This is a genomic window from Mycobacterium sp. (assembly GCF_049673265.1).
Classification (GTDB): domain Bacteria; phylum Actinomycetota; class Actinomycetes; order Mycobacteriales; family Mycobacteriaceae; genus Mycobacterium.
The window spans coordinates 1-22905 of record NZ_JBATXN010000670.1; the positions used below are offsets into that span (position 1 = coordinate 1).

28 protein-coding genes and 1 riboswitch are annotated in these 22905 nt (G+C 64.8%); of the genes, 14 read left to right on the top strand and 14 right to left on the bottom strand.

Going from position 1 to position 22905, the window contains the following annotated elements; all coding sequences use genetic code 11:
- Positions 1–1314, bottom strand: a 1314-nt coding sequence (gene glnX, locus WBF82_RS22720; RefSeq protein WP_424385184.1) for a protein kinase G-activating protein GlnX, incomplete at its 3' end; no start/stop codon positions are given.
- 221 nt (positions 1315–1535) lie between these two features.
- On the opposite strand from glnX, the gene WBF82_RS22725 reads away from it, so the two are divergent.
- Positions 1536–2159, top strand: a complete 624-nt coding sequence (locus tag WBF82_RS22725; RefSeq protein WP_424385185.1) for an NUDIX hydrolase — start codon at positions 1536–1538, stop codon at positions 2157–2159.
- Here the strand turns inward: WBF82_RS22725 and thiE are convergent.
- Entirely contained in the window at positions 2131–2811 is a 681-nt protein-coding gene (gene thiE / locus WBF82_RS22730; protein WP_424385186.1) for a thiamine phosphate synthase, read from the bottom strand. The genes WBF82_RS22725 and thiE overlap by 29 nt on opposite strands.
- A 24-nt stretch (positions 2812–2835) precedes the next feature.
- Positions 2836–2945, top strand: a riboswitch (TPP riboswitch).
- On the opposite strand from thiE, the gene thiO reads away from it, so the two are divergent.
- The 6 genes from thiO (at position 2937) to WBF82_RS22760 (ending at position 8206) form a co-directional block, all read left to right on the top strand.
- The gene (gene thiO / locus WBF82_RS22735; RefSeq protein WP_424385187.1) at positions 2937–3953 is read left to right on the top strand and encodes a glycine oxidase ThiO; all 1017 of its coding nucleotides are present in this window, start codon (positions 2937–2939) and stop codon (positions 3951–3953) included. Its footprint overlaps the riboswitch before it by 9 nt.
- On the top strand, positions 3950–4156 hold the full coding sequence (thiS, locus tag WBF82_RS22740) for a sulfur carrier protein ThiS (RefSeq protein ID WP_424385188.1): 207 nt from the start codon (positions 3950–3952) through the stop codon (positions 4154–4156). Before thiO ends, thiS begins: the two co-directional genes overlap by 4 nt.
- Positions 4149–4913 (top strand): thiazole synthase, encoded by a 765-nt coding sequence (locus WBF82_RS22745; protein WP_424385189.1) that lies wholly within the window; start codon positions 4149–4151, stop codon positions 4911–4913. Before thiS ends, WBF82_RS22745 begins: the two co-directional genes overlap by 8 nt.
- Positions 4910–5671 (top strand): SGNH/GDSL hydrolase family protein, encoded by a 762-nt coding sequence (locus WBF82_RS22750; RefSeq protein WP_424385190.1) that lies wholly within the window; start codon positions 4910–4912, stop codon positions 5669–5671. Before WBF82_RS22745 ends, WBF82_RS22750 begins: the two co-directional genes overlap by 4 nt.
- 71 nt (positions 5672–5742) lie before the next feature.
- Complete coding sequence (locus tag WBF82_RS22755; RefSeq protein WP_424385191.1) at positions 5743–6705, top strand: anti-sigma factor RsbA family regulatory protein; 963 nt, start codon at positions 5743–5745, stop codon at positions 6703–6705.
- Positions 6706–6715: 10 nt separating this feature from the next.
- Positions 6716–8206, top strand: coding sequence for a M28 family metallopeptidase (locus WBF82_RS22760; protein ID WP_424385192.1), 1491 nt, complete (start codon positions 6716–6718; stop codon positions 8204–8206).
- Between the two features lie 19 nt (positions 8207–8225).
- Here the strand turns inward: WBF82_RS22760 and WBF82_RS22765 are convergent, their stop codons facing one another.
- The gene (locus tag WBF82_RS22765; RefSeq protein ID WP_424385193.1) at positions 8226–8546 is read right to left on the bottom strand and encodes a hypothetical protein; all 321 of its coding nucleotides are present in this window, start codon (positions 8544–8546) and stop codon (positions 8226–8228) included.
- 63 nt (positions 8547–8609) lie between these two features.
- Entirely contained in the window at positions 8610–10496 is a 1887-nt protein-coding gene (locus WBF82_RS22770) for a serine/threonine-protein kinase (RefSeq protein ID WP_424385194.1), read from the bottom strand.
- 276 nt (positions 10497–10772) lie between these two features.
- On the opposite strand from WBF82_RS22770, the gene WBF82_RS22775 reads away from it, so the two are divergent.
- The 4 genes from WBF82_RS22775 to WBF82_RS22790 all read left to right on the top strand — a co-directional run bounded on the left by WBF82_RS22775 (position 10773) and on the right by WBF82_RS22790 (position 13563).
- On the top strand, positions 10773–11885 hold the full coding sequence (locus WBF82_RS22775) for a BTAD domain-containing putative transcriptional regulator (protein WP_424385209.1): 1113 nt from the start codon (positions 10773–10775) through the stop codon (positions 11883–11885).
- A 72-nt stretch (positions 11886–11957) separates the two neighbouring features.
- Positions 11958–12704 (top strand): AIM24 family protein, encoded by a 747-nt coding sequence (locus tag WBF82_RS22780; protein ID WP_424385195.1) that lies wholly within the window; start codon positions 11958–11960, stop codon positions 12702–12704.
- A 111-nt stretch (positions 12705–12815) separates the two neighbouring features.
- Positions 12816–13289 carry a lipoprotein LpqH gene (locus tag WBF82_RS22785; RefSeq protein ID WP_424385196.1) on the top strand — a complete coding sequence of 158 codons (474 nt, stop codon included), beginning with the start codon at positions 12816–12818 and terminating at the stop codon, positions 13287–13289.
- 19 nt (positions 13290–13308) lie between these two features.
- Complete coding sequence (locus WBF82_RS22790) at positions 13309–13563, top strand: hypothetical protein (RefSeq protein WP_424385197.1); 255 nt, start codon at positions 13309–13311, stop codon at positions 13561–13563.
- A 162-nt stretch (positions 13564–13725) separates the two neighbouring features.
- Here the strand turns inward: WBF82_RS22790 and WBF82_RS22795 are convergent, their stop codons facing one another.
- From WBF82_RS22795 to WBF82_RS22810, 4 genes are all read right to left on the bottom strand, one after another.
- On the bottom strand, positions 13726–14595 hold the full coding sequence (locus WBF82_RS22795; protein WP_424385198.1) for an LLM class F420-dependent oxidoreductase: 870 nt from the start codon (positions 14593–14595) through the stop codon (positions 13726–13728).
- 16 nt (positions 14596–14611) lie between these two features.
- Positions 14612–14995 carry a MarR family winged helix-turn-helix transcriptional regulator gene (locus WBF82_RS22800; protein WP_424385210.1) on the bottom strand — a complete coding sequence of 128 codons (384 nt, stop codon included), beginning with the start codon at positions 14993–14995 and terminating at the stop codon, positions 14612–14614.
- Between the two features lie 106 nt (positions 14996–15101).
- Positions 15102–15446 (bottom strand): hypothetical protein, encoded by a 345-nt coding sequence (locus WBF82_RS22805; protein WP_424385199.1) that lies wholly within the window; start codon positions 15444–15446, stop codon positions 15102–15104.
- An 85-nt stretch (positions 15447–15531) separates the two neighbouring features.
- On the bottom strand, positions 15532–15720 hold the full coding sequence (locus tag WBF82_RS22810; RefSeq protein WP_424385200.1) for a hypothetical protein: 189 nt from the start codon (positions 15718–15720) through the stop codon (positions 15532–15534).
- A 150-nt stretch (positions 15721–15870) separates the two neighbouring features.
- On the opposite strand from WBF82_RS22810, the gene WBF82_RS22815 reads away from it, so the two are divergent.
- On the top strand, positions 15871–17070 hold the full coding sequence (locus tag WBF82_RS22815; RefSeq protein WP_424385211.1) for a TetR/AcrR family transcriptional regulator: 1200 nt from the start codon (positions 15871–15873) through the stop codon (positions 17068–17070).
- Here the strand turns inward: WBF82_RS22815 and WBF82_RS22820 are convergent.
- From WBF82_RS22820 to WBF82_RS22830, 3 genes are all read right to left on the bottom strand, one after another.
- On the bottom strand, positions 17045–17320 hold the full coding sequence (locus WBF82_RS22820; RefSeq protein WP_424385201.1) for a hypothetical protein: 276 nt from the start codon (positions 17318–17320) through the stop codon (positions 17045–17047). The two genes, WBF82_RS22815 and WBF82_RS22820, sit on opposite strands and share 26 nt — an antisense overlap.
- A 20-nt stretch (positions 17321–17340) precedes the next feature.
- Positions 17341–18825 carry a flavin-containing monooxygenase gene (locus WBF82_RS22825; RefSeq protein WP_424385202.1) on the bottom strand — a complete coding sequence of 495 codons (1485 nt, stop codon included), beginning with the start codon at positions 18823–18825 and terminating at the stop codon, positions 17341–17343.
- A 65-nt stretch (positions 18826–18890) separates the two neighbouring features.
- Positions 18891–19244 carry a MerR family transcriptional regulator gene (locus WBF82_RS22830; RefSeq protein WP_424385203.1) on the bottom strand — a complete coding sequence of 118 codons (354 nt, stop codon included), beginning with the start codon at positions 19242–19244 and terminating at the stop codon, positions 18891–18893.
- Positions 19245–19391: 147 nt separating this feature from the next.
- Here WBF82_RS22830 and WBF82_RS22835 point away from each other — a divergent pair, with 147 nt between their 5' ends.
- Entirely contained in the window at positions 19392–19841 is a 450-nt protein-coding gene (locus WBF82_RS22835; RefSeq protein WP_424385204.1) for an Hsp20/alpha crystallin family protein, read from the top strand.
- A gap of 70 nt (positions 19842–19911) precedes the next feature.
- Positions 19912–20631 carry a GAF and ANTAR domain-containing protein gene (locus tag WBF82_RS22840; protein ID WP_424385205.1) on the top strand — a complete coding sequence of 240 codons (720 nt, stop codon included), beginning with the start codon at positions 19912–19914 and terminating at the stop codon, positions 20629–20631.
- Here the strand turns inward: WBF82_RS22840 and WBF82_RS22845 are convergent.
- The 3 genes from WBF82_RS22845 to WBF82_RS22855 all read right to left on the bottom strand — a co-directional run.
- Positions 20614–21231 (bottom strand): alpha/beta family hydrolase, encoded by a 618-nt coding sequence (locus WBF82_RS22845; RefSeq protein WP_424385206.1) that lies wholly within the window; start codon positions 21229–21231, stop codon positions 20614–20616. The genes WBF82_RS22840 and WBF82_RS22845 overlap by 18 nt on opposite strands.
- Complete coding sequence (thiD, locus tag WBF82_RS22850; protein WP_424385207.1) at positions 21228–22055, bottom strand: bifunctional hydroxymethylpyrimidine kinase/phosphomethylpyrimidine kinase; 828 nt, start codon at positions 22053–22055, stop codon at positions 21228–21230. Before thiD ends, WBF82_RS22845 begins: the two co-directional genes overlap by 4 nt.
- A partial coding sequence (locus tag WBF82_RS22855; protein ID WP_424385208.1) for a phosphomethylpyrimidine synthase ThiC occupies positions 22052–22905 on the bottom strand: 854 nt, incomplete at its 5' end. The genes WBF82_RS22855 and thiD, both read right to left, overlap by 4 nt.

Here is a 22905-nt window from a genome sequence, read left to right on the forward strand (position 1 = left end):
GTACTCGCTCAGCCGGGGCCACAATCCCAACGCGACCGCGACGGCCGCGCCCAGGCTCAGCACGACGCCGCCCACCGTCGCGCCGGCCAGGCCGCCGCGCGCGGAGAGGATGTCGTCGCGCAGTTCGTTGCGACTCTGCTCCATCGCCTTACCAAGCGCACGGTCGAGTTTGTCGAAAGCCGGGGTGGAGTCGTGCTCACCGCTGCCCAGCGCGACCTGGGTGGCGGCCCGATAATTGCCGACCGAAATGTAGGAGTTGATCCGGTCGTCGGCGCGCCGCCACTGGGCCAGCAGACCAGCAGCCCCCTGCAAGTCGCCCTTGTCGACGGCGTCGCGCCGGGAGAGATATTCGTCGAGCTCCTTGTGCATGGCATCGATGCGTTCGTAGAAGGACCGCTGTCGAACCTCTTCGTCCCCGCGACGGATTAGTGACAGCGTCTCGTCGGCACGAGCCTGTTGGGCATTGATGGACATATTGGTGACGGTCTTCAGCGACCACGCCGCAGTGTTTTTGGCGCTTTTGCTGCCACTGGTGGAGATCCAAAGGGCAGTTGTCACCCAGACCACCATAACGAGAATTGCCAGCGCGCCGGCGACAAGACCAGGGTTGATTCGCCGTTTGGTGCGTCGGGCCAGCCAGCGGTGGGAGAACGAGCCGAACAGCGCCGTAGTGAACACGATCAAAATCACCGGGGCCGGGAACCGGGTCGACGCGGTGGTCTGGGCGTCCACCCGTTCCGACGTCTCGTGATAAAGCTGTTGCGCGTCCGGCAAAATCGTCGACTGCATCAGCGCCGACGCCTCGGAAAGATACGACGACCCGACGGGGTTGCCGGCCCGGTTATTGGTGCGGGCAATCTCGATCAGCCCGGTGTACACGGCCAGTTCGGCGTTGATCCGCCCGAGCAACTGCACCAGCGGCTCATCAGTCAGCCCGCTCGACGCCCGGGTCACTGCCCCTGCAGCGTCGGTGATCGCCTGCTCGTATCGCTGCCGGACAGTGCGCGGTTCGGCCTGCGCAATAAACGCGGTCGCGGCTGCCGCGTCGGCCACCGACAGCGTGGTGTAAAGCCGTCCGGCCGCGAACGCCAGCGGCTCGGTGTGCTTCAACACCGTGGTCAGCACCTGCTGCCGCTGGTTGATCGTGGTCGACGTGGCGAATGCGCTGAGCCCGCCGAGGATCGCCAGGATGAGACCGATGGCCAGGATGCGCCCCGGTGTCGTCGCGACGAACCACCAACGGGGGTGAGCCGGTTCAGTCGGCGACCGCGAACCCAGCGGCTCGGTCGACGGATGCGCCAGCTCAACGGTCACGTCTGCTCGGACCTCATCTTTCAGGCGTACGTGTCAAAAACTCTATAAGCAAATTCTAAGAGCGTTTTCGCCAGATGCGGGGACCTCGGGGTGATTTGACCGGCCCACCTCGCCCCGGCTGCGCTGGCCCCATCGCCGTCGGGCTGGCTTGATTGCCCGCTTCCTCCTCGGTCCGCTTCGCGGCCCGCATCGTCACCGGGCGGCCTGCTTATCCTGAACGCGTGCGCGGCGACGGTGACGGATGGGTGGTCTCCGACTCCGGCATGCATTTCTGGGGGCGGCACGGCGCGGCCGGTCTGCTGCTGCGAGCGCCCCGGCCCGACGGCACACCGGCGGTGTTGCTTCAGCACCGGGCGGCGTGGAGTCATCAGGGCGGAACGTGGGGCCTGCCGGGCGGTGCCCGCGACAGCCACGAAACCGCCGAGCAGGCCGCCGTCCGGGAAGCGCATGAGGAGGCTGGCCTGCCCAGCGAACAGCTTTGGGTGCGGGCCACCGTGATCACCGCCGTCGCAAGCGGCACGCACTGGACCTACACCACCGTCGTCGCCGACGCGGGTGAACTGCTGCAGACCGTGCCCAACCATGAGACTGCGGAAATGCGCTGGGTCAGCGAAGACGAGGTGGCCGAATTGCCGCTGCACCCGGGGTTCGCCGCCAGTTGGCAACGGCTGCGCACCGCGCCGGCCATCGTGCCGTTGAGCCCCGGTGATGAGCGGCGGCGCCATCTGCCGCGCACAGTCGAGATCGAGGCAGGCGTTTTCGTGTGGTGTACCGCGGGCAGACCCGACCACGCGCCGTCGCAGCTGAGTTCGCGGATCAGCTCGCTGCTGCAAGCGCCGAACTGAGCCGCTCTGCAGCGGCGCGCGGGTCCTCCGCGGCGGTGATCGCGCGGACCACCACGATGCGCCGGGCGCCGGCCTCCAGCACATCCGCCAGCCGGTCTGCGTCGATACCGCCGATCGCGAACCACGGTTTGTCGGGCGCCAGGTCGGCGGAGATACGCACCAGCTCAAGGCCCGGCGCCGGGCGTCCTGGCTTGGTCGGGGTAGGCCAGCACGGCCCCACGCAGAAGTAGTCAGGAGCATTGGGGCCGTCGGCGATCGCGGCTGTCACCTGGTCGCGATCGTGCGTCGACCGCCCGATCAACGTGCCCGGTGCGACGATGCCGCGCGCCACCGCCAACGGCAGGTCGTCTTGGCCCAGGTGCAGCACGTCAGCGCCGGCGGCACGGGCAATATCGGCGCGGTCGTTGACGGCCACCAGCGCGCCATGCCGGCGCGCGGCCTCGGCGAGGATCTCCAGCGCCGCCAGCTCATCGCGCACTTCCAACGGCCCGAACTGGCGCTCACCCGTCGAGCCCTTGTCGCGGAGCTGAATGATGTCCACGCCGCCGGCCAGGGCGGCGTCGGCGAACTCGCCCAGATCGCCCCGATCGCGGCGCGCGTCGGTACACAGATACAGCCTCGCGCTCGCCAACTGGGTCGAGGTTTGGTGCACATCGCGACGCTAGCGGCTAGCGTGGAGGGTCGACACGGGAGTCCCGGGGACGGGGTCTGAGAGTGGGCGCGCCTGCCCTTACCGTCGAACCTGATCCGGATCATGCCGGCGAAGGGAGGCCAAAGTTGTCACCGGACTCGGGATCGCTGGCCGTCATCGGCGGCGGCGTCATCGGGCTGTCGGTGGCGCGGCGCGCGGCGCAAGCCGGATGGGCGGTGCGAGTGCATCGCACTGGCCAACCCGGCGCGTCCTGGGTGGCCGCCGGCATGCTGGCGCCGCACAGCGAAGGCTGGCCCGGTGAGGAGAGGTTGCTTCAGCTGGGTCTGGAATCGCTGCGGCTATGGCAGCAGGGCGGATTCACCGATGGGCTGCCGGAGCGGGTGATCACGGCGCGGGAGTCGTTGGTGGTCGGCGTCGATCGCGCGGATGTCGCTGACCTGCGTACTGTCGCGGACTGGCTGTCCGCGCAAGGCCACCCGGTAATTTGGGAGTCGGCTGTCCGCGACGTGGAACCGATGCTGGCACAAGGCATTCGGCATGGCTTTCGGGCGCCCACCGAATTGGCGGTGGACAATCGCGCGCTGCTGGAGGGACTGGCGGCGGCGTGCGAGGAGCTCAGCGTCGAATGGGACGGACCGGTGGGCGACCTGGGCGCTTTGCAGGCTGACGCGGTCGTGATTGCCAACGGCATCGATGCCCCGAGGTTATGGCCCGGTCTACCCATTCGGCCGGTGAAAGGTGAAGTGTTGCGGCTACGCTGGCGCAAAGGGTGTATGCCGTTGCCGCAGCGAGTAATTCGTGCGCGCACGCATGGGCGGCAGGTGTATATGGTGCCACGCTGCGACGGCGTGGTGGTGGGCGCCACCCAGTACGAGCACGGCCGCGACACTGCGCCGACGGTATCCGGCGTCCGTGACCTGCTCGACGACGCGTGCACCGTGATGCCGGCGCTCGGCGAATACGAGCTAGCGGAGTGTGTCGCCGGCCTGCGCCCGATGACACCGGATAACCTGCCGCTGGTAGGGCGGCTGGACGCGCGAACGCTGATCGCCGCCGGTCACGGCCGGTCCGGTTTCCTGCTGGCGCCCTGGACTGCCGAACAGATTGTGTCCGAATTGATTCCGGTTGGAGCGCATCCATGATCATCCGCTTGAACGCCGAGCAAGTCGAGGTCGATGAGCAGACCACCGTGGCGGCGCTGCTGCAGTCGCTGGGCTATCCCGACCGCGGCATTGCGGTGGCCCTCGACCAAGCGGTGCTCCCACGGTCGGCTTGGACGACAAGACTTTCGGCGCTTCCCGCGCCGGTCCAACTCGAGGTGGTGACGGCGGTGCAAGGTGGCTGATTCCAAACTGACAATCGCCGGGCGCAGCTTCACGTCGCGGCTAATCATGGGCACCGGCGGCGCCTCTAACCTCGCCGTTCTCCAAGAGGCTCTGATCGCGTCGGGCACCGAGCTGACCACCGTGGCAATGCGGCGGGTGGACGCCGAAGGTGGCACGGGCATGCTCGACTTGTTGAGCCGACTTGGTATCACCCCGCTGCCTAACACCGCGGGCTGCCGCGGCGCCGCGGAGGCCGTGCTGACTGCGCAGCTGGCCCGCGAAGCGCTGGGCACCGAATGGATCAAGCTGGAAGTCATCGCCGACGAACGCACCCTGCTGCCCGATGCCGTCGAATTAGTCAGGGCTGCAGAGCAATTGGTCGATGACGGGTTTGTGGTGCTGCCATACACCAACGATGATCCGGTGCTGGCCAAGCGATTAGAGGACACCGGCTGTGCGGCAGTGATGCCGCTGGGCTCGCCGATCGGTACGGGTTTGGGCATCGCCAACCCGCACAACATCGAAATGATTGTCGCCCAGGCCGGCGTCCCCGTTGTCCTCGACGCCGGTATCGGGACCGCCAGTGACGCCGCGCTGGCGATGGAGTTGGGCTGTGACGCCGTGCTGCTGGCGACTGCGGTGACCCGGGCCGCCGATCCGGCCGCGATGGCCGCGGCGATGGCCGCCGCGGTCACAGCCGGCTATCTGGCCCGCCGCGCCGGCCGGATTCCGAAGCGATTCTGGGCGCAGGCGTCGAGTCCGCTGGGCCGAGGATGAGCGGGCGGTACGTAGCGCTCGGCAGTTCGATGGCGGCCGGTCCTGGGATCCGGCCCAGTGCGCCGGACGCGCCGTTTCGTTCAGGTCGTTCGGCGCGCAACTACGCCCACCTGGTCGCCGAACAACTTGACCTGAACCTGCTAGACGTCACGTTTTCCGGCGCCACCACCGCGCACGTGCTGGCCGAGAGTCAGCGGGGAGCGCGACCGCAAATCGAGGCGCTGGACGGCTCCGAAGAGCTGGTCACCATCACCATCGGCGGCAACGACGTCGGGTATGTGCCGTTGCTGATGGCCGCGATGTTGCCGCGGGTCGCTCGGCTATTGCCGGGCATCGGTGCGCTGTTTGACCGAGACGCGCGTGAGCAGGCGCTCGACGGCGCCGGCGACTCGCTGCGTGCGGTCGGCAAGGCCGCGCGCCGGCGCGCGCCGCGGGCTCGCGTGGTGTTCGTCGACTACCTGACCTTGCTGCCGCCGGTCGGCGCACCGGCGCCGCCGTTGGCTACAGCCGACGCCGACCTTGGCCGTCACGTCTGCGCTCGGCTGGAAGAAGCCACCGCGTCGGCCGCGCAGGCGACCGGCTGCGAGCTTGTGCGCGCCGGGCTAGCCAGTCGGGATCATCACGGGTGGTCGGCGGACCCGTGGGCGGTGGGTGCGGGATGGCCGCTGCCATGGCGACCGACGCCGTTCCACCCCAACGCCGCAGGAATGCGCGCTGTCGCCGGCTTGATCAGCGAGCCGAGCGGCGGAGACGGTTAGTTTCGCGTCGCTTGGGTAAATCTACCGGGCGACCCTGCATCGAAATCCTGGCGAGGTACCGAATCGTCGACATGACCCTGACCGCGCACGCCCCAGTTTCTGGCTTTGACCACGCCGCGTTGCTGTATCACTCGGAGCGCGAATACGTCGATTGGCTGGCGCCGTTCATCTCCGAGGGCTTGGACCGGGCGCAGCCGGTTTTGGTCGCAGTCCCGGGCGACAAGCTGGCGTCGTTGCGTAGCGCGTTGGGTGACGCGGCGGCTCAGGTGACGATGGCTGACATCACGGGATTCGGCCGTAACCCCGGCCGAATCCTCGCTGCCCAGCTCGCCTTCGTCCAACGGCACCCAAGCCAGCACATCCGCATCGTTGCCGAGCCGCTATGGGCGAGCCGCAGCGTGTTCGAACACTCCGCGTGCATGCAACATGAGGCGCTGGCCAACATCGCGTTTGCGGACTTAAACGTGACGGGCCTGTGTCCGTACGACGCATCCTGCCTGGGTGAAAGCGTCCTGACCGACGTCCGCCGCACGCATCCGCAGATCTGTCGGAGCGGATCGCGCAACCACAGCCCGGAGTACGCCCTCGACGCTGCGCTCGACCAGTGCAATCAACCGCTTGCGACGAACCCGGCCGCTGTGACGTTCACCGTCCACGAGCCGGCCGATCTGGCCGGCGCCCGCAAGTGCGGTGACCGCTATGGCCGGTTGCTCGGCATGTCCGCGGATCGACTCGCTGACCTCCTGTTGGTCGCCACCGAGCTGGCGACCAACAGCCTCGACCATGCCGACAGCGCATGCCGATTGGCGTTTTGGTACGAGGCCGGGCACGTGGTCTGCGAGGCGCGAGATATGGGCTCTTGGACAGATCCGCTCGCGGGCCGGCGACCACCCGCCGGGAAGGGGTTAGGCTCGTATGGGCTTTTCGTGGTCAACGCAACCGTCGATTTATTGCGCACTCACACGACTTCGGTTGGCACGACCATTCATGCTTACCTGCGGCTTGCCGACTCAGGCGAAATCGGAGCCGTCTAACCTGGTCGCGATGGCTAACAAATCAAGACCGTTCCTCGCAGGAATTGCAACCGTTGCGGCGATTGCGTTGCTGTCCGGAGGGTGCGCGTCGTCTGACAGCGTCCAGCCGCGCAAGCGGGTATCGGCCCCGGATTTCGCCGCGGCGCTGCGAGGGCGGGTCAGCACCGACGCGATGATGGCGCACTTGACGAAGCTGCAGGACATCGCCAACGCCAACGGCAACACCCGGGCGGTCGGTACTCCTGGCTATGAGGCCAGCGTCGACTACGTGGCGGGCAAGCTGCGGGACAAAGGTTTTGACGTGCAGACCGTGCAGTTCGAAGCCCGTGTGTTCCACTCGGAAACGGGGTCGCTGACCGTCGGCGACAGAACGGTCGAAGCAAGGGCCTTGGAATACAGCCTTGCCACCCCACCCATCGGGGTGACCGGTCCGCTGGTGACTGCGCCGGATGACAGCCCGGCCTGCAATGCCGCCGACTACGGCAGCCTGCCGGTCAACGGAGCGGTGGTACTGGTGGATCGCGGCACCTGCCCGTTCGCCCAGAAGGAGGCCGCCGCCGTGCAGCGCGGCGCCGTGGCGATGGTCATCGTCGACAACGTCGTCGAGGAGCAAATGGGCGGCACTCTGGGTGAGAAGACCGACGTCAAGATCCCGGTGGTCAGCGTGACAAAGCCCGACGGTGCGGCGCTGCGTCATACCTCAGAGCCCGCCACGGTAAAACTCTCCGCGGAAACCAAGACCATCCAAGCCCGCAACGTCATCGCGCAGACCAAGACCGGCTTGACCAGCGACGTGGTGATGGCCGGTGCGCACCTCGACAGCGTTCCCGAGGGTCCGGGCATCAACGACAATGGGTCGGGGGTAGCCGCGATCCTGGAGACCGCACTGCAGCTGGGCAGCTCACCGGACGTTCGCAACGCAGTGCGCTTCGGCTTCTGGGGCGCAGAGGAACTTGGGCTGATCGGGTCGCGAAAGTACGTCCAGTCCTTAGATGTCAACGCGCTCAAGGACATTGCGTTGTATTTGAACTTCGACATGCTTGGGTCGCCCAATCCGGGCTACTTCACCTACGACGGGGACCAGTCGTTGCCGCTGGACAAGCGGGGCAATCCGGTGGTGCCTGAGGGCTCGGCCGGAATCGAACGTTCGCTGGCCGCGTACGTGAATTCGGCCGGCAAGACGCCGCGGGACACCTCGTTCGACGGCCGGTCCGACTACGACGGCTTCACGTTGGCGGGCATTCCGTCGGGCGGTTTGTTCTCCGGCGCCGAAGTCAAGAAATCCGCGGAGGAGGCCAAGCTGTGGGGCGGGACCGCGGATCAACCGTTCGACCCCAACTACCACAAGAACAGCGACACCTTGGACCATATCGACCGTGCCGCGCTCGGTATCCTCGGCGGCGGCGTGGCCTATGCGACCGGTCTGTACGCCCAGGATGTCACCGGCCGTAACGGTGTTCCGGTTCGCGAAGACCGCACGCGCAACGAGCTGGCCAAGTAATCGACGCGCCGCGGGCGGGTCACAGGCCGGGCAGGCAGATGGGGGCTCCGTAGCACGGGGGCGGGCCATGAGGCGGGGGAGTAGCTCCATCCCAGACAAACTGGCCGACATTGCCCATGCCGCCGACGGGAACCCAGAACCAGGTGTGGCAGATATTCGTGTCCCAATGGACGTCGTCCATCGGCAAGGGCTGTCCCGGGCACCATTGGTGGGGTACCGAGAAATTGTCTCCGGGCTGGGCCGAAGCGGTATCTGCGGTCAGCACCAAACCGGCCACCGCGACGCCGCCCGACAGTAACGCCGCGGCCACGATCCGTATCGGGGTGTGGGTGATGTTCATGGACAGAACGGTAGTCAGCGGCTCTGAATGAATCTTTAACGGCTTGTGCGGCATTTTGGTCGGCTAATCGCCGGTGCGCTCGAACTTGTCTTCGAAATCGCCGCCAGCGCAAGCACTTTCGGTCGTGACATTCTGCCCGGTCCCGGTGATTACCGGAATCGGTTCCTGCAGCGGGTCAGGAAGCGGGTATTCCGCAGTGAGTTTGATATGCGCCGTCCCACCAAGATTGCACGGTACGGTGCCCTCATCCTCACGGGTCCACTTTCCACCGCCGAAGATCAGTGGCACAACACCGTCGGGTGCATGAAATAAGCTCATGCACCGATCGCCGGTGCGAAGACACTCGGTACGGACAGTCAGATCGTCTTGTCCTGGCGCGGAATTGCCATTCGAATAGGTGATCGTTTCGTGGTAGCGGCCGTGAAGCGCTGAGGCCGGAGATGCTGCCCGGGGCGGCAAGGAGGCCGGGTCGGGAACCTTGGCGACGTCGGGATCGCCAGTGCGGGTGAAGGTTACACTCCGTTTTCCTGCGCTGCAGCTGGTCGTGGTGGACCTGGTAGTTTCGCCTGACAGAGTGCCGTCGGGCCGTGGCTGCAGGGTGAACACCACCCAGACTTCGGCCGGAGCGTTATTACATTGCGTTGAGCCGAGGCCCACGGCAATCCAACTACCGCCCACGTCATCGAAGACCAAATTCGACACCAGCACGATTCCGCTGCCACCCAGGTACGACGCCGTCGCCACACAACCGCCCGCGCCGCACGTCGAGCGCACGCCCCAGTTGGCAGTCATCGCCGGCGCACCGGCGACCGGTTTGCCTTGGAGATCGGTGCCCGGGCCGTAGTCGGCCCGGTAGGTGCCGGTGAACGAGTGGGCATTGGCCGTCGTGGTAGCCGACGGGGTGCTGTCAGTCGAGCTCGCGACACTTGGCTGGCTGCGGTGTCCGAAGAGCTTGACGCCGGCGAAGATGCCGCCGGCGATGACCAGCAACGGGATGACCACAAGCGCCGCAAGCCACGCCTTGGATCGCGAAACCCGCCGTACGCCGGGCCCGATCGCGGAGGCTGCCGCGACGTGGCGTTGCTGGATCGGCGGTGGGGTGTGGAAGTGGGCCGGCCGCGGGCCGAGCTGGTGCTGCAATGCTGTAGCGAATTCTCGGCAGCTGGAAAACCGGTCGGCAGGCGCTTTGGCCATCGCCTTGGCTAGCACCGGATCCAGCCCAGCCAAGTCCGGGCGGCGTTGCCCCAGCGACGGCGGGGGGGCCATGCAATGTTTGGTGATGACCACCGCGGGATTGGAGTCGACATAGGGTGGCGTGCCGGTCAATAGGTGAAATGCGGTGCAAGCCAAGGCGTACTGGTCGGCACGCCCGTCGAGCGGCTCACCCTTCAATTGCTCGGGCGCCGCATAAGACACCGTGCCCACTGCCATGTTGGTCTGGGTCAGTCCCGATATGTCATCGATGCGGCGAGCTATTCCGAAGTCGGCCAGGAAGATTCGTTGCGACCCTGAGTCCAGCAAGATGTTGGCCGGCTTGACATCGCGATGCAGCAGTCCCCGCTGGTGCGCATAATCCAACGCAGAGCCGACCCCCGTGATGATCGCCAACGCATCAACGAGGGGCATTCCGCTTGCGTAGTGCTCGCGCACAAGCCCGCCCGCATCGGTGCCGGCCACATAATCCATGGAAATCCAGAACTGCTCTTCGTATTCGCCGCGGTCATGGATACCCAAGATGTTGGGATGCGACAAGCTGGCCGCCAAATCCGCCTCACGCAGAAACCGCTCCCGATATTGGGTGTCGGCGGTCAACTCCGCCGACAACACCTTCAGCGCGTCTTGGCGCGGTAACCGCGGATGGGCCGCCAAATACACCGTGCCCATGGCGCCGGCGCCCAGCACCCGCAGGATCGTAAATCCCGCGAACAGTTCGCCCACCGACACCGGCATGGGCCAAATCCTAAGCCCGCCCTTTCAGCGGCATGATCAATTCAAACCGATGGCGGCCAGCTATGCTGCTGTTGTTTAGCTGACTTACTCATTGGGTGCAGGAAACGGCATGATCAGCCTGGGGTTGGGGGCGCGACGCGTCTTTGCGGGTGCTATTGCCGTGGTGGTGGGTCGATGACGAAGGCTTCGAAGGCTCCGCTAAGCACTGCACGTGAAGAGGCGACGGACGGCGGTGCAGTTCAAGGGGTCCAATTCGGTGTGCTGGGCCCGTTGCAGATGACCGTCGGCGGCGCGTTGGTGCCGTTGGGCACGCCGAAACAACGCGCCGTGCTCGCACTGTTGGTGGTCAACGCCAATCGACCGGTGGACATTGACACGCTGATCGGCGCCGCCTGGGATCAGCGGCCACCGCAAGGTGCGCGAGCCACCCTGCACGCCTACATCTCCAACTTGCGTCGCCTGATGAGTAGCGCGGGCATTGATCGGACACTGCTGGCCAGCGCACCGCCGGGGTATCGGCTAACGATCGGTAAGAACCAGTACGACCTCGGGCGTTTTCGCACCGACAAGGACGCCGGCGTGCATGCCGCGGCCGCTGCGGAGTTCGAGCAGGCCAGCCGGCACATGGCAGACGCACTGGCCCAGTGGCGCGGACCGTTCTTGGAGGACCTGCGCGACTTCCAGTTCGTTGAGACACTTGCCACGGCCCTCGACGAGGAAAAAGTTCTCGCCCACACCGCACATGTTGAGGCTGAAATCGCCTGTGGCCGACCACAAGCCGTGATTATGGAGCTGGAGGGGCTGATCGCCGAGCATGCCTACCGCGAACCGCTGTGGGCGCAGCTGATTACGGCCTACTATTTGGCAGGCCGCCAATCGGATGCTCTCGACGCCTACCTGCGGCTCAAAGGCACTCTGGCCGAAGACTTAGGCATTGACCCCGGCCCCCAGCTCCGTCAGCTCTATGAGCAAATCCTGCGCCAGGAACCCGTCGATGTGCGCAAGGCTGCTCAGGCCCACGCCGAAGACACCCTGGTGTCTTCTGTCGCGGTCCAAAGCGGACCGGTCACAATTCGCCGTCCCGTCGCCGCGGCGTTGCGCGGTGCTGGTGGTCATCGGTATGCGTTGGCCGGTACGGCAACCCGGATCGGGCGCAGTTCCGATAACGACATCGTGCTGTCCGACGTGAAGGTCAGCCGTCACCACGCTGTCATCATCGACAGCGGCGCGACACTGGTGATCACCGATCTGGGATCAGCGAACGGGGTCCGGGTTGGCGGGCAACGGATCGACACCAGTGCTGAACTGTGCGAGGGCGACGTCATCCGCATCGGCGATCAGGAATTCACGCTCGAGATCACGCTCCACCAACGGGGCCAGGCTACTTAAGATCTGTTAAGCCGTTGGACGGACTCTGTTGACAGCCGGGAAGCCGGGACTGACAACCGAGAAGAGTTCACCATGACCAACATCAGCGGCAGCAACACACCCCAAGCAAATTCCTATCGGCCCGAACCTCCGCAGCTGCTGCCGACCACCATCGCGGACGGCAGCGCGCCGGGCGTCTACTACCGCATCGACGGAGAGTTGGTGCCGGTGCTGCACATCTGGTTGGACGGCAGCGTGCCAGTGTTTTTCGAGCACCACGTGGTGCTGTGGAAAGACCCGGCGCTGAACATCGGGATCAAAGGCAAGGGTGCGTTTAAGCGGATGATCGCCGGCATGCAGCTGCTGTTGACCGAGGCGCGCGGCCCGGGACAGGTTGCGTTTTCCCGCGATGGTACTGGCCACGTGTTCCCGCTGCATCTGCGCCCTGGCTCCGCCGTCGAGGTGCGTGAGCACCAATACCTCGCGGCGACAGGCAATCTGGAATACGGATTCAGCCGGCAAAAGGGCCTTAAGAACATGATGTTCGGCTCAACCGGTTTTTTCGTGGACCGATTCGCCGCGACACAGTCTGAGGGCGTGGTGTGGTTGCACGGCTACGGCAACGTGTTCGAAAAAGTTCTCGGACCCGGCGAGCAGATCGACGTGGAGCCCGGCAGCTGGATCTACCGCGACGAGAGCGTGCGCATGGAGCCACAGCTTTATGGACTACGCACGGGAATGTTCGGCGGCGGCGGAAATCTCATCTTCAACCGCTTTACCGGTCCGGGGCGTGTAGGCATCCAGTCGATGTACATGGACATGTCGACCGGCGCCGAGTGAGCGCTACCTGCCGAATTGTCCATTAAGGATCCAGTAAGCCTTATCCCGCAAAGTATTACGCATCGCGATCAGCGATGAAAAACATCAACGATGAAGAAAAGGAGCGTAGCGATGCAACGCGAAATCATGATCACGGCCAGTGCGGCGGCAATCCTCGGTGTGGCGTTGGCGGGCTGCTCTGGCAGCAAGTCGGTCAGCACACCCAATGCTGGGGTGGCTGCGGCCAGTTCGTCGAACACCAAGGTTGTTATCGATGGCCAGGATCAAAACGTGAAGGGTCAAGTGGCTTGTGCTCGCACCGGCGGCACCGTGAACATCGCCATCGGTGGGCCGGCCGCCGGCCCCGGCGGCGGCACGGGCATTGGTGCGGTGTTGACCGATGCCAATCCGCCCGGGGTGACATCTGTTGCGTTGGGCAATGTCAACGGCGTGGCGCTGGGGGTCGGTGGGACCACCGGCAGCGCCAAGGCCACCAAGGACGGCAACTCCTACAAGATCACCGGCACGGCCAGCGGCGCGGACCTGTCCAACCCAATGGGAGGACCGGTGACCAAGCCCTTCGAAATCGACGTCACCTGCCCATAACACGAAAGGAAAACCGGAAATGAAAATCCTGCCCGCCAACATCGAGGAACAGATCGACCGCGTCGATCGCAACCGCAGCCTGATCATCGGGATCGGCAGTGGAGTGCTCGCACTCTGGTGCCTCTACCGTGTGCTCTGGTCGTTTTACCTCATGATGACCTACGACTTCCTGTTCGGGTCGTTGTTGTTTGGGGTTGTGCTGTGGGGCGTGATTGGCACCGCCGCGGCGATCACGGCTGTCGGGTTCTTGACGCGCTATGCCAGGCGACCTTGAATTGTCGCCTAGCGGACCATTGCCGATCTCGTGCCGTCCGGCCCGAGATCGGCAATGTCTTTGCGGCATAACAAAAGCCAGCTGACGCAATGCTGATTACGTCTAATTGCAACACGCGGCAAAGCGTGCGGGGATCATATCGGGCATCTGATCCACCGTCGGTCAACCGATTTCAGAAACCTTAGGCATGAGTTCTTCTCCAAACCGCTGCACGAAGCCAGCGGGATCCGGGTTGCCCGGCACCGGGCCTATGCTGATCATCTCGATGCCCAGTTCGGCGTAGCGTTCAAGCGTCTTCAGATATCCGTCAATGTCAGTGAATGGATCGGCAAACAGACCAACGGTTTTGCGGATCTGGGCGACGTCGCGGCCCACCGCGTCGCAATGGCGCGTCAACACCTCGATCTTGTGCTCGAGTACGTCGGGCTCGGAATCGGTGCTGTTCCAGACGTCGGCGTACTGTGCGACCAGTCGCAGTGTCTTCTTCTCGCCGCCGCCGCCTATCAAGATCGGCGGCCGACGAATCGGCTGGGGGACGCAGATTGTCTCGGCCAGTTGATAGTGCTTGCCGTGGTAGGGCCCATTGTCGTCGCTCCACATCTGCAGACAGATCTGCAGAGTCTCTTCGAGCATCTCGAACCGCTCGCGCAACGGCGGATACGGGACACCGAGCGCGACATGCTCGCGCTCATACCAAGCAGCTCCGATCCCGAACGCCGTTCGGCCCTGCGACAGCACGTCGAGCGTGGTGAGCGTCTTGGCCAGCACCCCCGGGTGGCGGTAGGTGACTCCGGTGACCAACATCGCCAGGGTGATGCTGGTTGTCTGGCCCGCCAGAAAGCCCAGCGACGTGTAGCCCTCCAGGAACGGATCCTCTGCGCGCCCAACATTTTCCATCTGGAAGAAATGATCCGCCAGGGTGAACATCGTCGCCCCGGCTTCTTCGGCGGCCTTGGCGGTGGCGAGCAGTGCCGGCGTCAGATTCGCCGGATTGCCCGGCAGAAAGTCGATGAAGTGAATTCCCAATTCCATTTCCTGGCTCCCTTCGTTAATCGGTCAAGCGCTGGAGCAGGGTCAACGCGTCGAGGATGACGCGGCGTTCCCGCTCGGAGTAGCGCTCCTGCATGGCACGGGCCAGCCATTCCTCGCGGACCTGACGGTCGCTTTCCGCCCGGCGCCGGCCGGCAGCGGTCAATGAGATCACTTGGCGCCGACCGTCGTCGGGGTCGGGCGCGCGCCGGATCAGATCATGCCGGGCAAGCCCGCCCAGTATGGTTGCCATCGACTGCGGCCGCACCCGTTCGGCGGCCGCCAACACGCTGGCCGAGGATGCTCCTTCTTTCCAGAGCCGGGTAAGTACCGCGGTCTGCGACGGCGTCAGATCACTTCCGGTCGAGACTTCTCTCAACTGGCGCCGTAGCCGGCTGAACATCACTCGCAGGTCTCGGGCGGCTGCCCCGGCGGATTCGCTGGTCTCCTCCACCAGCGCCAGCCTAAACTAGACAGTTCAAACTGTCCAGTTTTGGCTGTCGATCGAGTTAAGTGCTGTCGCCCCGGAGTTCCCAGAACCGCGAGCTTTCTTCCGCGGGGGGCGGGGTGTGGACCCAGCGTGCAACCAGGCCGGTGAGGATCAGCCAACCGAGCACGGCAACCGAAATCGCCCAGATACGGCGCAGCAATAGCGCCGTACCGCATTGCGCGACCAGACCCTCGCCGTTGGCGTCGCCGGCCTGCGACAAGTCCGCGCTGAAGCCTCTGCCGCAGGCGATCTGCATCCCGTATTGGTCGTACTGGCTCAAATAGACCGGAAACCAGAGTGCCAGCAGCCCGATCACGACCAACAACGCGCCGACGATGCCGAGGGATAGCTGACGATTGCTCACAGACTTCCTTTCGTGCGTTATGTGAATGCGGATATACAGCGGTGTCGGCTCAAGTCATGCATATGTCCGAGAACAGCAGCACCGGTCATGACACGATCGAGCCGAGGAACGACACCACCAGGTCGACGCCGTGCATGCGCTGTAAATGCGCGGTATGTGTCATCGACCAAATGGTCCCTACCACCAGATACGGTGTGCCAAGAATGATTGCGAGGCCGATCAGCTCGGCGATCGTGAGCTGGTAACCAAGGACGCGGCGAACCCTCTCCAGCATGCGCAGCTACCTCTCACAATGGCCCGCAACCCCTTAGTCCAGCATCGATTATGTTAATGAAGATTCTGACTCTGCGGTAGGTTTTTTGGCCCCTGATCTGCACGCTAGGGTGAGGCGGTGACGACCGCGCCCATCGAGCCTGTGGCTGCCGTGCGCCGACGGCCCAAAGACCGAAAGGCGCAGATCGCCCGGGCCTCCGCCGAGTCATTCAGCGCGCTGGGCTACCACGCGGTCAGTATGGAAGCCATCGCGGCCAAGGTCGGGATTTCCGCACCCGCGCTCTACCGGCATTACGCGAGCAAGTACGACCTGTTCCGCGGCGCGGTCCTAGCACTGGGCCAGCAACTGGTCGACTGCACCGATTTCGCCGACGCGGAGCCCATGGCTGCCGACCCGGCTGCGACCTTGGACCGGCTGGTCGAGGCGCTCATCGACGTGACATTGGCCAATCGCGAGTCCGGCGGGCTGTATCGGTGGCAAGCCCGTTACTTGCACAGCGAAGACCAATCCACGCTGATGGATCAGTTGCGAGTGGTCAACCGACGAATCCAACGGCCGCTCATGGTGATTCGGCCGACCCTGACCTCGTCGCATCGGTGGATGCTGTCCTCCGGGCTGCTCAGCGTGATCGGCAGCATCGTCGACCATCGGGTTGCGCTACCGCCCGACGAAATCCATGCGCTGCTGGCGCAGGCTGCGTCCGCGCTGCTGCACGCCGAGCTCCCGAAGCCAGCGGATGCACTGAGCCGACCCGCGTCGTGGCGGATCTTCGAATCGGACACCGGGGTATACGAAGCGCTGCTGCAGGCGTCGATGGCGTTGTTCAACGCCAAGGGCTACCCCGAGACCAGCATGGCGGAGATCGCCTCGGCCGTTGGTATTCCGGTATCCGGGATCTACCGGTATTTCCCCGGCAAGTGCGACATCCTCTCGACCGGATTGCGCCGTGCGGCCGACCGGGTTTCCGGCCGCTTGTCGGCGATCCTGACCGGTCTCGCCGAACCGCGTCAAATGCTCACCCTATTGATCGAGGCTTACGTGGCAACGTCGTTCGCTAACCCGGACCTGGCGGCGATCTACTACACGGAGCGGGTCAATCTGACTCGGGTGGACCAGGAGTTGTTACGCAGCGTGCAGCGCTCGACGATCGACGCCTGGATGCGTCTGCTGGCATCAGCCCGCCCGACGCTGACGCCGACGCAGGCGCGGATTTTGGTTCATGCGGCGATGGCACTGGTTGTCGACGTGGGGCGGCTGGTGCACTATGGGCACCCGGCCGACAACTCCGCATACCCGCAGGCCTGCGTGCGAAAACTGATGGGGGCTACGCTGTTTGGGAGCGGCGAATAGCATTCCCGCCGAGATAGGCGACGTATCCGATCAACCCGACGATGGCCAGGCTGCGGGTCTGCCGACTGCTGAAGCCCAGCCCTAGCACCGTCTCGATGCTGCCGTTGGTGTAGATGTGCTGGCGGGTGCCGCGAGGGAACCCCGGCTTGACGACTGGCTCCCACAATTGCGGGCTGGTGAAGTGCGATACCCCTGCGCCGGCCAACGCCAAACCGGAGAAGCGGGCGAGACGGTTGCTTTTGCGAGACATCGTTTTTTCTCCGTCCTCCCCTAGCTGATTGCGTAGTCGCTCAGCGGGAAGCGCGAGCCGTCCCGCACGGCGTTGCGCACAGACGTCGGCCGTAGCAGGGTCGCCTCGCCGCTGTGGTTGAAGTAGTAGGACCGCGACGTGGCACAGTCACCGGCGTAGAACACCGAGCTGTCCAGGCTTTTGGTCATCCGGTCCAGGAAGCGTGCGTTGGCGTCTTCGGTGACCTCGAATGTGGTTGCGCCCCTGCGCTTCACCTCGCCCAGCAACCGGTCCATATGCCGCATCTGGTATTCCATGGTGTTGAAAAACGACAGTCCGGAGAAGGCGTACGGGCTGGCCAGGCTCAGATAGTTGGGGAAGTACGGAATCGACACGCCCTGGTAGGCCTGAAACCTGTTCTCCCGCCACCACTTTCCCAGATTTCTACCTTCGCGGCCGACCACCTCGATGGCGGGGAAGTTGGCGTCCCACAGATCGAATCCGGTGGCCAGCACCAGGGTGTCGATCATGGCCTTGTTCCCGTCGTTGGCGACAATGCCGTCGGGCTCGATCCGGTTGATGCCGCTGGTTTCCAGGTGCACATGCGGTTTGGTGAAGCTGCGGTAGTAGTCGTTCGACCAACTCGGCCGCTTGCAGCCGATGTCGTAGCTAGGTGTCAGCTTGGCACGTAGCTCCTTGTCGCGGACTTGCACGAACCGGTGCATCTTGCAAAGGTCCATCGCGCCGATGGACAGCCGGCGAAAGTAGCGGTAGTTCAGCACACCGGTGAAAGTCATGAACTCCAGCAGGTTGTCGGTCACCCAGCGCACCGCCCGCTGAGTGAGCGGGATTCGGGCAAACAGCCGCTGGAGGGCCGGAGCGATCCCGAAGTCTAGCTTTGGCGCCACCCAAATCGCGGTGCGTTGATAGACCGTCAAATCGGCGACTGTCTTTGCTAATTCGGGGATGAGCTGGATCGCGGTGGCCCCAGTGCCGATCAAGCCAACCCGACTGCCGGTGAAGTCGTGGTCGCCGTCCCAAGCGGTGGTGTGCACGACCTTGCCGTTGAAGCTGGTGATGCCGGGGATGTCCGGCGTGTGCGGTTGCGAAAGAAAGCCGGTGGCGGTGATCAGGAAGCGAGTGGTCAGCGTTTCGCCGTCGGCCAGCGCGACCTGCCACAACTGCGTGTCTTCGTCCCAGCGCGCGCTTTCCACAATCGTGTTGAACCGCATGTGCCTGCGCACGTCGTACTTGTCGGCGACATGGTTGGCATACCGCTTGAGCTCCGGGCCGGTGGCGAACAATCGCGACCAGTACGGGTTGGGCTCGAACCAGTAGGAATAGGTGGTCGACGGGATGTCGACGGCCAGACCCGGATAGCGGTTGACGTGCCAGGTTCCACCCAGGTCGGCCTCGCGGTCGAGGATGGTGATGTTGTCGAACCCGAGGCGCTTGAGCTGGATCGCCGCCCCGATGCCGCCGAAGCCGGCACCCACGACGACGACATCGAGATGCTCAGAACTCATGGGACGACAATATACGCGGTACCCCTGGTACCGGGAATCCGACCGTCGAGTTCATTCGATGCCGCTCAGCTGCTGCCGGTTTCGGGTTTGGCGCTCTTCGTTGCCTTCGGGCGAGCTGGCGGGACGGCCTCGTTGGCGGCGAGCAACTCCGCATTGTCGTCTTGCAGATCGAGGATGCGCGCGATGCCGGCGAGGTTGACACCGGCGTCGACCAACTCGCTGATGCGTTGCAATCGGGCCAGGTCGTCGGCACTGTAGCGGCGGGTACCGCCGTCGCTGCGGGATGGGGTCAACAAGCCGTGGCGCTCGTAGAGGCGCAACGACTGCACCGGGATGCCCGAGAGTTCGGCGACCACGGAAATGCCGTAGACGCCTTGGTTCGGGGTGGGCATGCCCGTCGTGTCCGGTCGATCGATCATGCGAAGGTCATCCTTGCCTGCGAGTACAAGAAACCTTTGTATCATACTTGCGACAATCTCTCGAACATGCTATATCAAATCTATGCCTGTAGCCACAGGTTATAGATGACATCCTGCAGAGGATTTTCAGAGTCGGAGGTGACTACGATGCTGATGCGTACCGATCCATTCCGCGATCTGGACCGCTTCACCCAGCAGGTGCTGGGTACTGCCGCCCGTCCGGCGGTGATGCCGATGGATGCGTGGCGTGAAGGCGACGCGTTCTTTGTCGAGTTCGACTTGCCGGGCATCGATCAGGATTCGCTGGACCTCGACATCGAACGCAATGTGGTGACTGTCCGTGCGGAGCGCCCCGGCGTCGATCCGAATCGCGAGATGCTGGCGACCGAGCGGCCGCGCGGAGTGTTCAGCAGGCAACTGGTGCTGGGCGAAAACCTCGACACCGACCGGATCGAAGCCTCATACCAAGAGGGGGTGCTGCGGCTACACATCCCGGTGGCCGAAAAGGCCAAGCCTCGCAAGATCACGATCGGCCGCGGCGACGGACAAACCGCCCTCAACGGCAACACCGCCACGCGTGAGGTGATCGACGCCTGAGCGCGCGGGTGGGCGGCAGCGCGAACCCGCTGCCGCCCACCGGCCCTCATCTTGAAAGTCAGGAGCAGTGATGACCGACATAGCCTTACCGCCGGGCTCCGGCGTCGATCCGGCAAGCGTGTTGACATCACTGGCTGACATCGTCCGACAAGGTTCGACACCGAAAGATATGTACCCCGCGATCTGCGTAGCGGCGACGTTGATGGTTCCCGGGTGTGACCGGGCCAGCCTGATGATTCGCGGGGATCGCGCGTACAGCACCGCCGCCGCCACCGACGCCTTCGCGCACAAGATCGACAAGCTCGAGCAACTGCTCGCCGACGGACCTTGCATCGATGCCATCGAGGAGGACACGGTCCAGCTCGAATCGGATCTGGCGGCGGGCAATCGCTGGCCGGCTTTGACCGAACGTGTGGTCGCCGAAACGCCAGTGCGCGGTGCAATGAGCATTCGGGTGTCGCTCGACCGGGGCGAAGTCGGTGCGGTCAACCTGTTTTCGGACACGTCCAATGTTTTTGACGACTCATCGGTCGAGCGTGCCAGGGTGTTGGCGGCATTCGCCTCGGTGGCCACCAGCTCGGCAGCGCACGGCGAAGAGGCGGCGGCGCTACGAAGGGCGCTCGCCAGCAACCGCACAATCGGCAAGGCCATCGGCATGCTGATGGTGCTTAACGAGATTTCCGCCGACGACGCCTTCGGCGTCCTCCGGCGAATTTCGCAAGACACCAACGCCAAGATCGCCGATGTCGCGGCCGACTTTATTCGGCGCCGCTCAGCGCAACAGCCTTAGTGCGGCATCGACTGTCAATGCCGAAACGTCAAGGGTCTTCGAGCCCAGGTCGTGTCGCGCGCCGGTGACTTCGACGATCTCGGTCGGTGCGGAAATCAACGCGGCGGCGGCGCGCACCTCGTCGAGGGTGCCGAATGGATCCGACGTGCCGTGGGTGAACACCGTCGGTACCGTGATGTCCGGCAGGTGCTCGGTGCGTGCCCGCTCCGGCTTGCCGGGCGGATGGACCGGATAGGAGAACAGCGTCAGCACGTCTACCGGCTGTGCACCGTCGGCGATCGCCATGGATGTCTGCCTGCCGCCGTAGGAATGGCCGCCGGCGATCAGCGGGCCATCGGCGAGGCCGCGGCACACGGCGATCGCCTCCACGATGCCGGCGCGGTCGGCCGCCGCCGAACCCGAGGGTGGTCCCTTGGGCCGTCGCCGGCGGTATGGCAGGTTGTAGCGGACCGCGAGCCAGCCGCGTCGGGCCCACTCGTCGCAAAGTCGTTGCAGCAGTGCCGATTCCCTGCTGCCGCCGGCGCCGTGCGTCAACACCACCACGCCCGTCGGCACACGTTCCGGTTGATGCGCGATCCCCCCAATCGTGTCGAGATTCACTGCAACCTGAACAGCGGGGACACCGGGCCGTGACCGTGCCCGAGCGGATAGGAGGCACGCAGACACTCGGTCACCCAATCCTTGGCGAACGCGACCGCGTCCGGCACGGTGTGGCCGTGGGCCAGGGCGCAGGCGGTCGCTGCCGCCAGCGTGTCGCCAGCGCCGTGGTCGTGGATGGTGTCCACTCGCGGCGAGGAGAACTCGTGAAAGTCGGTGCCGTCGAACAGCAGATCGGTGCTGCTGGCCGACCCCTGCAGGTGTCCGCCCTTCACCAGCGCCCACTTCGGCCCCAGGGCATGCAGCGCGCGGGCCGCGTCCGCCTGGGATGTCGAATCGACAACGTCGATGTCGACCAGAAGCCGTACTTCGTGCAGATTCGGCGTCACCAATGTGGCCAACGGAAACAGTTCGGCGCGAAGGGAATCCAGACCGCTGCGGTCGAGCAACGGATCACCGTGCATCGACGCGCAGACCGGATCGACCACCAGCGGCACGTCCGCGCCGTGATCGCGCCAACTCTCGGCGACCGCTGCGATGATCGACTTCGACGCCAGCATACCGGTTTTGGCGGCCTGCAGCCCGATGTCGTGGCATACCACCTCGATCTGGGCGGCGATGACATTGCCCGGGACTTTGTGAAAACCCCTGACGCCCACCGAGTTCTGCACGGTGACCGCGGTCACCGCGCACAGCGCATGCACCCCCAACAGCGTGCAGGTCCGGATGTCGGCCTGAATGCCGGCACCGCCGCCGGAGTCCGATCCGGCGATCGCCAGCACCCGCAGCGGCGTGCTGCCGAGCGGCGCCAGCGGAAGGTAGCTCACTGGGCGATCGGCAGATACACCCGATTGCCGTGCTCGGCGAACTCAACCGACTTCTCCGCCATACCTTGCTGCAAAGCCGCCTCGATGGCTTCCTCGCTGTCGAGTCCGTGCTCGGCGGCATAGTCGCGGACGTCCTGGGTAATTCGCATCGAGCAGAACTTTGGGCCGCACATCGAGCAGAAGTGTGCGGTCTTGGCCGGTTCCGCTGGCAGCGTCTCGTCGTGGTATTCCCGCGCGGTGTCGGGGTCCAGGGACAACGCGAACTGGTCGTGCCAGCGGAACTCGAACCGCGCCGTCGACAGCGCATCGTCACGCTCCTGCGCACGCGGGTGGCCCTTAGCCAAATCCGCTGCGTGCGCGGCGATCTTGTAGGCGATCACGCCGTCCTTGACGTCCTTGCGATCCGGCAGTCCGAGGTGCTCCTTGGGGGTTACATAGCACAGCATCGCGGTGCCGGCTTGGGCGATGATGGCCGCGCCTATCGCCGAGGTGATGTGGTCGTAGGCCGGAGCGATGTCGGTGGCCAGCGGCCCGAGGGTGTAGAACGGGGCCTCCTCGCACAGCTCCTCTTCCAGCCGGACGTTCTCGACGATCTTGTGCATCGGGATATGCCCCGGGCCCTCGATCATCACTTGCACACCATGGGCTTTCGCGATCTTGGTGAGCTCACCCAACGTGCGCAACTCGGCGAACTGGGCGGCGTCGTTGGCGTCGGCGATCGATCCGGGCCGCAGCCCGTCGCCCAGCGAGAAGGTCACGTCGTAGCGGGCGAAGATGTCGCAGAGCTCGGCAAAGTTGGTGTACAGGAACGACTCCTGATGATGCGCCAGGCACCACGCCGCCATGATGG

What these genes read in the sequence shown, in the direction of transcription:
- thiS (WP_424385188.1), top strand. Translation starts at nt 3,950, where the DNA reads ATGATCATCCGCTTGAACGCCGAGCAAGTCGAGGTCGATGAGCAGACC.
- WBF82_RS22750 (WP_424385190.1), top strand. Translation starts at nt 4,910, where the DNA reads ATGAGCGGGCGGTACGTAGCGCTCGGCAGTTCGATGGCGGCCGGTCCT.
- WBF82_RS22755 (WP_424385191.1), top strand. Translation starts at nt 5,743, where the DNA reads ATGACCCTGACCGCGCACGCCCCAGTTTCTGGCTTTGACCACGCCGCG.
- WBF82_RS22760 (WP_424385192.1), top strand. Translation starts at nt 6,716, where the DNA reads ATGGCTAACAAATCAAGACCGTTCCTCGCAGGAATTGCAACCGTTGCG.
- WBF82_RS22765 (WP_424385193.1), bottom strand. Translation starts at nt 8,546, where the DNA reads ATGAACATCACCCACACCCCGATACGGATCGTGGCCGCGGCGTTACTG.
- WBF82_RS22770 (WP_424385194.1), bottom strand. Translation starts at nt 10,496, where the DNA reads ATGCCGGTGTCGGTGGGCGAACTGTTCGCGGGATTTACGATCCTGCGG.
- WBF82_RS22775 (WP_424385209.1), top strand. Translation starts at nt 10,773, where the DNA reads ATGACCGTCGGCGGCGCGTTGGTGCCGTTGGGCACGCCGAAACAACGC.
- WBF82_RS22780 (WP_424385195.1), top strand. Translation starts at nt 11,958, where the DNA reads ATGACCAACATCAGCGGCAGCAACACACCCCAAGCAAATTCCTATCGG.
- WBF82_RS22785 (WP_424385196.1), top strand. Translation starts at nt 12,816, where the DNA reads ATGCAACGCGAAATCATGATCACGGCCAGTGCGGCGGCAATCCTCGGT.
- WBF82_RS22790 (WP_424385197.1), top strand. Translation starts at nt 13,309, where the DNA reads ATGAAAATCCTGCCCGCCAACATCGAGGAACAGATCGACCGCGTCGAT.
- WBF82_RS22795 (WP_424385198.1), bottom strand. Translation starts at nt 14,595, where the DNA reads ATGGAATTGGGAATTCACTTCATCGACTTTCTGCCGGGCAATCCGGCG.
- WBF82_RS22800 (WP_424385210.1), bottom strand. Translation starts at nt 14,995, where the DNA reads ATGTTCAGCCGGCTACGGCGCCAGTTGAGAGAAGTCTCGACCGGAAGT.
- WBF82_RS22810 (WP_424385200.1), bottom strand. Translation starts at nt 15,720, where the DNA reads ATGCTGGAGAGGGTTCGCCGCGTCCTTGGTTACCAGCTCACGATCGCC.
- WBF82_RS22820 (WP_424385201.1), bottom strand. Translation starts at nt 17,320, where the DNA reads ATGTCTCGCAAAAGCAACCGTCTCGCCCGCTTCTCCGGTTTGGCGTTG.
- WBF82_RS22825 (WP_424385202.1), bottom strand. Translation starts at nt 18,825, where the DNA reads ATGAGTTCTGAGCATCTCGATGTCGTCGTCGTGGGTGCCGGCTTCGGC.
- WBF82_RS22830 (WP_424385203.1), bottom strand. Translation starts at nt 19,244, where the DNA reads ATGATCGATCGACCGGACACGACGGGCATGCCCACCCCGAACCAAGGC.
- WBF82_RS22835 (WP_424385204.1), top strand. Translation starts at nt 19,392, where the DNA reads ATGCTGATGCGTACCGATCCATTCCGCGATCTGGACCGCTTCACCCAG.
- WBF82_RS22840 (WP_424385205.1), top strand. Translation starts at nt 19,912, where the DNA reads ATGACCGACATAGCCTTACCGCCGGGCTCCGGCGTCGATCCGGCAAGC.